Source organism: Chryseobacterium sp. CG10_8 (assembly GCF_058117085.1).
In genome coordinates, this window is sequence record NZ_JBYVEB010000203.1 from 1 (window position 1) to 2,244 (window position 2,244).

General features: G+C 33.7%; 4 protein-coding genes and 1 pseudogene. All 5 read right to left on the reverse strand.

Annotated features, from left to right (window positions below):
- A pseudogene (locus AC4AGG_RS16120) lies at positions 1–236 on the reverse strand (hypothetical protein); the annotation flags it as partial.
- 9 nt (positions 237–245) lie between these two features.
- Positions 246–617, reverse strand: coding sequence for a VOC family protein (locus AC4AGG_RS16125; protein ID WP_489773045.1), 372 nt, complete (start codon positions 615–617; stop codon positions 246–248).
- Positions 618–703: 86 nt separating this feature from the next.
- Positions 704–1,174 (reverse strand): hypothetical protein, encoded by a 471-nt coding sequence (locus AC4AGG_RS16130; protein ID WP_489773046.1) that lies wholly within the window; start codon positions 1,172–1,174, stop codon positions 704–706.
- 13 nt (positions 1,175–1,187) lie between these two features.
- Complete coding sequence (locus AC4AGG_RS16135; RefSeq protein ID WP_489773047.1) at positions 1,188–1,643, reverse strand: DUF1569 domain-containing protein; 456 nt, start codon at positions 1,641–1,643, stop codon at positions 1,188–1,190.
- 335 nt (positions 1,644–1,978) lie between these two features.
- The coding region (locus AC4AGG_RS16140; protein WP_489773048.1) for a hypothetical protein at positions 1,979–2,244 on the reverse strand (266 nt) is incomplete at its 5' end.

Consider the following 2,244-nt stretch of genomic DNA (forward strand, 5'->3'; position numbering starts at 1 on the left):
TTAGAAATGAAAGTAGTGACAAATCCGGAAGTTAATCCTCCGAAAAAGTAAGCTATAATTACAAAAAACAAAGCCATAAATGGTGCTGTCGCGACGTACTTTTTCATTGCCTCCATGTCTTGAGAATCCATTCCCTCAGGAAGCGGATACAGATAATGACCTATAGCTTCAATCCCAAAAATGACCAAAGAACCTGCAAAAAGCCCTATTACAACTGATAAAATTTTATTAATCATATTCTAATTTTACCTGTGTTGATCGATTAAGATAACATTTCCATCTGGATCCTTTAACATGAAGTACTCTGGACCAGTAGTAGTTTCGTCGGCTTCACGGTCTAATGGGATATTTTTGTCCTTCAAATCTTTCTGAATTTTTCTAACATCTTCAAAATTTTCCATTTCTTTCTTTTCCTGATCCCAACCAGGATTTAAAGTTAACCAATTGCCTTCGAACATTCCTTGAAAAAGCCCAATCACAGAGTCTCCATTCTTCATCACCACCCATTTTTGCACAATATCTCCGCCACGTTGCTCGAAGCCAAGTTTTTCATAAAACTCTTTTGCAACATGGATATCTTTAACTGATAAACTAACCGAAAAAGCTCCTAATTTCATTTTGTTGTTTTATTAATTTCTATTTTGCTTTGCGAAAACATCATGCTAGTAGCTACTAGGATCAGCGTGACCAAAATCTACATCAATTATTGATTTTTGAAATCGGTTTTAAAATTTAAAGAACCATCATAACTCTTCCAATCACCAATGAACTCAATATATTCGCTTTCAATTTTCTGAGTTTTGCGATTCCATTTGAAGGTATAGACAAATTTTCCCGTGAAATTGCCCGTATGTTTACCATTAGGCTCTTCCGAAAAATCATATTCGCCATAGACTTTGCCTGTTTTCTTAGAGTCTTTATACTGTGATATTTTGATTTTTCCCTCGAATTTGGACTGTTGGTTTTCAACAATAGAAAATCCAGATACGAAATATTCTTGATCTTTCTTTCGGTCTTGTTCGGAAATTGTAATCTTCAGCTTGAGAGGTGTTTTGCTGTCAGAAATATAACCTGAGTAAAATTGATTATTATTCAACCAAACTTTCGAAACATTCGGCATCTGCGAAAACGCAAAAGCGGAAATCAATAAGAATAGAAGTGTTATTTTTTTCATCAAAAAAGTGTTTTTATACGCCAAATTGAGCCAAATGGTGGTTGAGATGCTTTGCCAACATATTGTTCCATTCTTGTGAAGTCATCACTCCAAAAGAAGAATTCTCCTTTCCATCAAAAGCCTCTTCTCCTAATTGTTGTACCTTCTGAATATAACCAATCAAGCGCTTCTTTTCTACGTCGAAATCTTGGTCTCCTTTGATTAAAAACGCAGGTCCAGTCGGTCCGTTTTGCTTGTAAGTTCCTTCTTGAACGATTTTGGATTTCACAAAAGTTTTTAGGAAAAATTTAGCAATTGCGCCTGGCTTTTTATGCTTCTCGGGCTCAAAAATGTATTCATACGCTACATTGCAATGCGCCAACATCTGGTCTACTGTCATTTTGCCCCATTTTCTAGGAGTCTCAGGCGTTAACTTATTGATTCTGTCGATATAATTTTGCGCTATCTTCGCATCAAAAACATTTTCCATAATTTGATTTTTGAGGCTTAAATTTAGTGAAATTTAACTTTGATATAGAAATAAATTCATTTTATAAATCTTAGAACTCCGTATCTTCTTGGTAAATTGTCAACCTAACCCACAGAAAAGCTGATTTAAAGAGTATATTTACGAATAAAATTACTTTGAATATTGTTAGGTGAAACCGCTTACTAATTTGCGTTTTTAACTTTTTTTTATGCATTAAGTCAATAGAATCATAAATTTGTCTTACAGTATACTTCTCTTCCAATTGTTGTTTTCGAAAATCATTTAAATTTTCGTATCTCATAACGAAATCAGAAATTTTCCCTCTTCGATCAAATTCAACAGATATCCCCCCCCCCAATATCAAGATTATACAACATAATATCTTGATGGAGAAAATCTATTTTTCTATAGTAATATAGAGAGTCTGCAAGATATGAGAAGTACCAATGACTTGATTTCACAGGACCATTGAGGTTAAAATAATCTCTATTTTTTTTGTAATCGATTAATGAAGACTTTGAGTTATTATCGCCTTTATCAGGCGCTTGTGCACAAGAGTTGGTCAATGTCAATAATAGAAGTATAAAAGTGATTAAAATTT

What these genes read in the sequence shown, in the direction of transcription:
- AC4AGG_RS16125 (WP_489773045.1), bottom strand. Translation starts at nt 617, where the DNA reads ATGAAATTAGGAGCTTTTTCGGTTAGTTTATCAGTTAAAGATATCCAT.
- AC4AGG_RS16130 (WP_489773046.1), bottom strand. Translation starts at nt 1,174, where the DNA reads ATGAAAAAAATAACACTTCTATTCTTATTGATTTCCGCTTTTGCGTTT.
- AC4AGG_RS16135 (WP_489773047.1), bottom strand. Translation starts at nt 1,643, where the DNA reads ATGGAAAATGTTTTTGATGCGAAGATAGCGCAAAATTATATCGACAGA.